Genomic DNA, 8,198 nt, shown 5'->3' with positions numbered 1-8,198 from the left:
GCAATACGTTTTTAAAGTGTCCGACTATCTTGTAATCTTATTGGTTTTTGATACAACGAACCGACATATATTGTCCCGACAATACCAACGCCGGATCATTATTTAAAGAATAACCTGCTCCATGCACCGCACTACTATACATCCACGATTGGTTCTCGGCTCCGCTTTCCCATCCCAGAGCGTTCGTCAACGAAGCATAATGAGGCTGAGTACCATCCAGACAATTTCCTGTATAGTCTCCCCAACAATTATTATTCCAAGCTCCATGAGTTGTAGTTCCCAATCTCGCCCATGCAAAAGAAGAAGTCCACCAGAACGTAGCATTCCGCAAATGGCCGAATCCGTTGAATCCGGACATATAGGCCGTATTGTAATTCGTGGAATAAGCCCCGCTTCCCAAAGCAGAGAAACGGCTCTCGTTGGAACCTATCGTCGCTTTATTATACCCTTTGCTTCCCCCCCAGCTATTCAACTGAGATTTCAATTTAAAGACATCTTTCACATCCGTTTTCAATTGGGCCCACTCCGCATCCGTCGGAATATGCCATCCGTCCGGACAAATCCCCTGCGAACTGGAATGTACCGCTGTATTCCAGTTATACAAACGTCCATATAAATTACAATTCGCTTCTACACTACCATAACACAAAGACCCGTTCACACTTTTCCGCAGGTTCTCCGCAAACCAACAGCGATTACCGATTTGCACCGTTTTGTACCGGTGATTGTCCGCATCCCGGTTATCCACCAGAATCTTACCGCACTCAAAGGGCTGCACATTTCCGTCACCATCAAGGTTATACACTTCCTCCGGCATCGCCAGGATATGCACATCCACCGTATCACGTTCCCAACAGGTATGCATCACCTTCGCTTCCACCATAACCCTCACATCCCTGTCTTTTGTCTCTCCAGCTCCGAAATCGCTATATTTCAGAAAGTTCATTTGCGAAATGCTGTCCGTTAAAATATATTCCGGTTGCAATTCCGTCTTACTCTTATCTTCTTTCAACCACCACCACCGGATATCTGCCTTTTGCTTCACGGTGGCCTGTATACCCCACGAATGGTCATACACATCCACCGTATCTTTATGGCGGCTCAAGGTCAACTGATGGTCTACCACCCGGATTTTCACCGGCCGGGTTTGCAACACATCAACGCCATTGCTATAAATATACCGTTTATACTGATACTCCCGGAAATAATTCGTCTGGTTATTGAGATTCCGCAAATTGGAAATATGCAGGGAAGCCTCTTCCTCTCCCTCTATCAGGTCCCAGAACGTTCCGCCATCTCCGCTCACAAACCAGGCCACCCGGTAAGCACCTTCGATTTCCGCCGGTATAGACCCTTTGATTTCATAATCTTCTCCGGAACATATCGTATCGCACGGAAGTTCCATCTCGGAAGTCAACCCATTCTGCAAGGTCACTTCTCCTTTGATGCTCAGCACCTCAGCCGTTTTTCCCAACCGGAAAGTAGTGGTGCTATCCTTTCGGGCAGACACGTCATTGACCGAAGTATACACACCCCAATGATAGGTACGGTCCGAAATGGTCGTTTCTTCCTTTACACTCCGATAACTGCCTCCCCTCAGACAGAACGCATCAGCATGTTTCGGCCAGATACTTTCTGTCACATTTGCGCTTCCTTCCTCAGAGATGGAACCATCCCCATGATGATTGGCATCGCGGCCGCAGAATTTCCGTCCTTCCGTATTGGCATTGTAATATATCTCCGCTAAGTTTCCGCTCAATTCCATCAATCCCCAGAAACTGGCTCCCGCTTCCACCTGTTTTCCTCCAACAGCATAAGCACCGCAACGGGTTGGTCCGCCCAGTTTCCCTCCGGCATTTACATTTCCGTCGGGACGTTCCGTCTTTTTTCCCTTTTGTATTGCCGGAATAGTGGTCGAAGCCGTAAAACCGGAATTAGCATTCCAGGCATATTCTCCCCAGATACTGGGTTCCGGGAAAGGCCGGCGGGCCATCTTCTCAAACTCCATCTCCGTGAGAGGACGCAATCCGCACCAGTCGGCATAAGCCAGCATATCCCCGGCATTCAGGTAATTGCAGGCCAGTGTCTGTCCGTCTCCCTCCTGTGCATAGTCATCGTTCGGATTCAGGTCATTGGCAAATACATAAGGAGCATCGTTATTTCCGATCGAAGCCAGTTTTATACCATTACGGGCCGAAGGAACAGTATGGGTAGGCCCGAAAACATATTGTCCTTCATTCAGCTTCCGCAAGTCCGAACCGATAGTGCGTGAGCGCTGTTGGGGCGCTGTCAGCTTATTCAAAAACGACACATACTGCTCCTGGCTGATTTCATATTTCATGACCCAGAAAGCCGGATAACCGTTGGGATAGCTATCCCCGATCTTTCCGCTCCAGGTGTCCCCATCCTTCGCATACATTCCGATCTGATCGCTCAAAGCCGTTGTCGATTCATACACCAATACGGAATTGTCCACTTTCGAAAACAAATCTTCCGTGGTCATGGCAATATTTTTAATAACCGGAATATTGGTCGTACTCGTAATCTCTATCTTATAATATTTATAGGCATTTCCTTTCGTATCCACTTTTAAAGCACGGGTACAGGGATAAGTCCTCTGGGAATTTACGGCCCAATCATCTCCCGTTCCGGCATCCGTCCCGTCATAACGTTTCACCGAAATGGTTGCCCAATCTCCTCCTGACGGCATCATACCCATCAAGCGCCAGGTCTCCGGAACCCCGGTAGGAATACTTTCTATGGCCAGGTTCTTAATCTGAACCCCCTGGTCGAATTCCACCTGCCAGAATTCATTTCCTGTTGCCGGATTCGTTCCTTTCCAGCTGTTTGTTTCCGTTGTCCCCGGGTCATTCATGCGATTCACAGCAAATTCCGGCGGATTCGCAGTACGCACCCCGTTTTTCGGCTGTTCCATGGAAGAAAAATAGGCTCCCACCCGCTGATCGCTCAGAATATCCATATGGGCCGGAATAGAAATATCATTGTTCCGGAAAGTATTGGCCGACTGCGTATCGCCGATACGGAAAGCCCCACGGGGCACATACACCATCTCTATTCCCATTGCCGACAGGAACACCTTTCCAGCCACAAAATCACTGCGGTCCAGCAACTCCTCCGGATTGGAAGTGATTTTCCACTTCAATTCCAGCTTCACCTCCGAAGCGCCGAAACTTTTGGCATCCTTATAAATAAAAAGTCCCTCACAACGGTCCTGGATTCCCGTAGAGTTAGCCATCTGAAGTTTATAACCGGAATTCACCACCTGACACCCCGTACTCATCAAAAAAGCATGATGCCAGGTCTTCCCGTCTCCGTCCAATTTATATTTCAGAAAAAGATACACCCCATCATAATTAAAGGCATCCCTCCACGAATTATCCCATTTCACCGTAAACGTGACGGTAGCCACATTCGTTGTAATATCCACATTATCGGGGTCCACTTTCACATCCCCTTCTATTCTCACATTATTGGCACCTCCCGGTATCACCAACCCCATCCATATCAGAAATAATAAATATAGCCGCTTCATATTTATTTATTTTATTTATTATTTTATTCATTCTTCACACAACGGACGCTGAAATAAAAATTATTCTCCACCGCCGTCTGGGAATAATACTTCGAGTAGGCATCCACCGAAGCACGGTTTCCCAGATATTCATTTCTTCCGTAAAACAGAGAGCTTCCGGCGGAAGTACCTATTGTCTTATTATTTGCATAATCCACCGTAGCATAAGCCGGAATACGAATAGCCGCCATAGGATTACTCTTGGCCGCTGCCGTCGTATAAGTATCTACCGTATAGGAAGAAGACCACCACCAACCTTTCGTTGTCAGGTCATAATAACCATTTCTTACCCCCAGGAGATTACTCCCGTATTGTGTACTGTAAGAAAAGAAATATCCTCCCGACGGCAGAGCCGAAAAACGGCTGGCATTTGTCGCCAAACTAACCCGGTCACGAAATTTCCATAAATTCAACTGGCTCCGCAAAGCTGCTCCCGTAGCATTCTGCAATACAATCCACTCTGCTGAATTCGGAATATGCCACCCTTCCGGACAAATCCCCTGAGCCGTACCATTCGTCCACTCACCCACAGCCTGATTCCAATTGTAAAGCCTTCCGTACACATCACAATTCTCCTCTTCATCTTCATAACAACGGCTGTCCGGCACAAAATAATTCAGATTATCGGCCATCCAACACTGTGTCATCTCCCCCACCTGAATGGCAACCGTCCGGTAACGGCGCTGGTCCCGGACATCTATCATCCAGTCGCCGCACTTCACATCCTGAGACAAACGGGCAGCCGGTTGAGGCTTCACATAAGTCCGGATGGTATCTACCGTCACACAATGATTCCGGAAAACCGACTTCAGGATATAATAGGTATTTCCGCTATTCAACGACTGATAATAAGGGGCACCCACCTCATTCTTCCCTTCCCGGACAATATGGGATATCGCCTGGTCCTTACCCTTAAATATCCAGTGGAAATCTGCTTTCTCAGATACCTTCACCTCAATTCCCCGGGAATGGTCATAAACGTCAATCGTATCGATATGCGTATTCAGATAAGTCGTATCATCCAATACTTTCAATACGACCTTTTCCGATTTAGCATCCCCGCTCAATCCGTAAATTTCTTTCCTGAACCAATACTCTTTCACAACATCCTCGTCCGTATGAATGTTCCATAATTTGGTGACAGTAAAATTCTGATCTCCCTCTCCTTCCATCACCTCCCACGAAGCACCCTGATTCTCACTGACATACCAAGCCACTGCATACAAATCGTTTTTCAATTCCTCCGGCAAAGTTCCCCGTATCGTATAAGTATCACCGTGACAAACCGTATCGGCTACAGGTCCATCCTGGGTAGTCTGCCCATTTTGCAGGCTCAGGTAAACAGGAAAAGTATTCTGCCGTGCCGTATGCCCTAAACGGAAAGTCACCGTACTGTCCCGCCGGGAAATATTCATATTCCTGAACACCTCCCAATGACGCGTACGGTTGGAAATACCCAACAACTCCGGATCGGTATCAGCCCAATGTCCGCCTTTCAGACAAAAGGCATTGTGATGATTCGACCAATTGGCCTCTGTCATGTTGGTTGCCCCATTGGCACCAAGCTTTCCGTCCCCGTGCAAATGATTGGCTATCCCCCGGTAGCGACGGCCTTCCGTATTCACATTATAATAAATCTCAGCTAAATTTCCACCCAATTCCATTGCTCCCCAGAAACTGGCTCCCATATCCTGGCGGCTTTGCGCTCCTACGGCAAAAGCACCGCAACGCAAAGGACCAGTCTGTCTCCGGCCGAAATTGACATTCTCTTCTCCCAAAAGCGGTTTCTCTGAGCGAGTCCCGGGATTTTGAAGATTCTCCACAGCAACATACGTTTTACTGTTCCACGGATATTCTCCCCGCACTGCTTCGGAAGGATAAAAGGGACGGCACATTTTCTCATACTCCATTTCTGTCAAAGGCCGTAATCCGGACCAATCAGCATACGCCAGCATATCTGCCGGACTCAGGTAATTACAAGCCAGTGTAGGCCCCGTCCCGGTGCCGCTTGCCAAAAAAACCAGCGGCTCGCCGTCGGCAGGACGTTTTAACAGTTTCACCCCATTCCGGCAGGAAGGCTTTGTCCGGTCACTGCCAAACACATAATCCCCCTCCTTCAGTTTATCCAATTCCGCTCCGATGGTACGGGCCTGCTGTTGTACACGACTTAAACGATTCAGAAAAGACACATACTGCTCCTGACTGATTTCATACTTCATGACATAAAACGCCGAATACCCGTTCGGGTAATTCACATCGGTAATTCCCGCCCAGGTATCTCCATCATCAGCAGCTAATCCTCTTTGTCCTCCCAACGAAGATGTCGGTGCATTTACAATGACACTGTTATCTATCACCTCCGCCAAATCCACTGTTGTCATACTGATATTCTTGATAAGGGGAGGATTATTGGGATTTACCATATCCTCCTGAGACCTGATAAATACCCGATATTCAATAAAATTCTTTCTGTTTTCAATACGGAAAGCCCTGGTCGGCGGATAAGTACGAGTCAGGGATGTCTCCCAATCCTTTTCCGTTCCCGTATACAAAGATTCCCAAACCTGCGTTCCGTCGGATGCCCTCCCCTGAAATTCCCACCTTGCCGGCACATAACCGGGCACGCTTTCTATTGCCAGGTATTTTACACACACGGGCTTGTCAAAATGTACCGCCCAGAACTGATACCCCTGACCGGAACCTTTCTTATCCCCATACCATGCATTGGAAGGGAAACCGCTTTCTCCTTTTTCAGCCGACAGGTCATTCACACGATTAGCTGCCAGCAACGGGTCTGGATAATCCGGACCAACCGGAGAAGAAGTACGCACATCCGATCTCGGATGAATCAAATCATATTTCTCCGGCATAGCCAGGTAATTGTTACGGAAATGATTGACCGAATAAGTATCACCGATACGGAAAGCCCCCCTGGGAACATACACCATTTCTATACCCATGGCCATTAACAACACTTTGCCTTCTTCAAAATCGGAGATCCGGAGAGATTCATCCTCATTACTGGTAATTAACCACTTTAAAGAAACTTGTACTGAAGAAGTACCATGCCAGGGCGAGTCCGCCGGTTTGCGGTAAAGATAAAAACCTTCGTTCTTATTCAGCGAAGAGGTATTATTCACCAATTCCAGTGTATAATCTTCTGAAGAAAGTTCATGCCCCTCATTCATGACATACAGATGATGCCATTGCTTCCCCTTCTCATTCAGTTTATATTTCAAGAAAATATAAACTGCATCATAATTGAACATATCCCTCCACGAATTATCCCACTCCACTGTAAAAGTCAGGGTAGCTACATCTCCGGGATTGGTTATCTTCCTCGGATCTACACGTACATCACCTAATATTCTGACATTATTTGCCTGAATATTAAAGCAATACACTATCATAAGAATACTCAATATACACCGTTGGGTGATATGAAAGTACTGCATATACACATTTCCTTTATTAACCTCCAAAATTAACAGTATTTATTGACACTGCAAAATAAATACATAATTTTTTATAATTAATACAAGAAAGTTAATATGTGTTATTTCACCGTTATTTTAACAGCTCCGGCAACTTTACCGGCAGCACCTCCCTGTGTCATTTTAGGATTCTGAAAAATAATGCCACTGAAATGATTGGGTTGTCCGGTATGTGCGCCACTCTCATTAACCGCATTACATCCCTCCATACCCGAAACAAATCCCGAACCGCCGCCACCGCCACCACTGCTCCCCGGAGCTCCGTAACCGCCGTAATATCCGCCGCCACCACCACCGGCACCAGTATGTCCGTTTCCTCCGTTTCCTCCGACCGAAGCCCATCCGAAAGCAGCTCCCGAAGTCTGTGTCGCATTGGCACTGGAATTAGCTCTTACTCCCTGCAATCCTCCACCATTTCCTCCGGGACTGCTCCATCCGCATCCTCCGCCACCGCCAGCCACCATAATCCGGTTTCGCAACGAAACAGCATCATTCCAAGCTCCGCCTACCACACGAATATCCGATGCTCCGCCGCCACCGCCACCGGGATCATCATCCGAATCATATCCTCCCGTAGCCCCGCCGTTCCATCCGCCGGCCCCGCCGTTATGGCCCGAAGCACCTCCTGCCGCTCCGCCAACATACAAATAAAAAGGTTTCTGCTGCCCCAACCGGTATTCCCCGTAAGCATAACCCCCGTTTCCCGGAGTTCCGCTATTACTGCCGTTTGCATGAGCCTGAGATCCCCTGGCACCCCAACACTCAAAAGTATATTCCCCCGGCAAAAGATTCAGCGTATAAGCCCCGGCAGAAGCATAACTACGCGAAGGCTCATGCAGTTCCATCCGGTAGACCTTATCAGGAAAGTCCTCACACACCGCCTCCACCGTGATATGACTGCACATCGTCGAAGATACATTACTCACCAAACCACGGTCAGAAATCTCCAGCGTACCCAAAGAACCGTTCGTCAAAGTCCAGCGCTGTGCATCAGGACCGCTCCAGGTGTTCGCTATCTGATAACTGTTCTGACCATTATACGCATAAGTCACCACCTTGTCAGGAAAAGGGTTGCGCGTATAGGGCACCACCAAGACCTCCAAGCGGACATC

The 8,198-nt window shown here is 47.9% G+C and carries 3 protein-coding genes; all 3 read right to left on the bottom strand.

The features are described 5' to 3' along the window. Positions 1-37 precede the first annotated feature (37 nt). Positions 38-3,553 (bottom strand): FISUMP domain-containing protein, encoded by a 3,516-nt coding sequence (locus D1136_RS09300; RefSeq protein ID WP_161877366.1) that lies wholly within the window; start codon positions 3,551-3,553, stop codon positions 38-40. A 23-nt stretch (positions 3,554-3,576) separates the two neighbouring features. Beyond that, positions 3,577-7,002, bottom strand: a complete 3,426-nt coding sequence (locus D1136_RS09295; protein ID WP_161877365.1) for an FISUMP domain-containing protein — start codon at positions 7,000-7,002, stop codon at positions 3,577-3,579. 146 nt (positions 7,003-7,148) lie between these two features. Next, positions 7,149-8,198, bottom strand: a 1,050-nt coding sequence (locus D1136_RS09290) for a glycine-rich protein (protein WP_237567041.1), incomplete at its 5' end; no start/stop codon positions are given.

Origin of the sequence: Odoribacter sp. Z80 (assembly GCF_009935865.1) — a bacterium.
GTDB lineage: Bacteria > Bacteroidota > Bacteroidia > Bacteroidales > Marinifilaceae > Odoribacter.
Note: the sequence above shows the minus strand (reverse complement) of the source record. Positions and strands in the feature narration are given on the sequence as shown.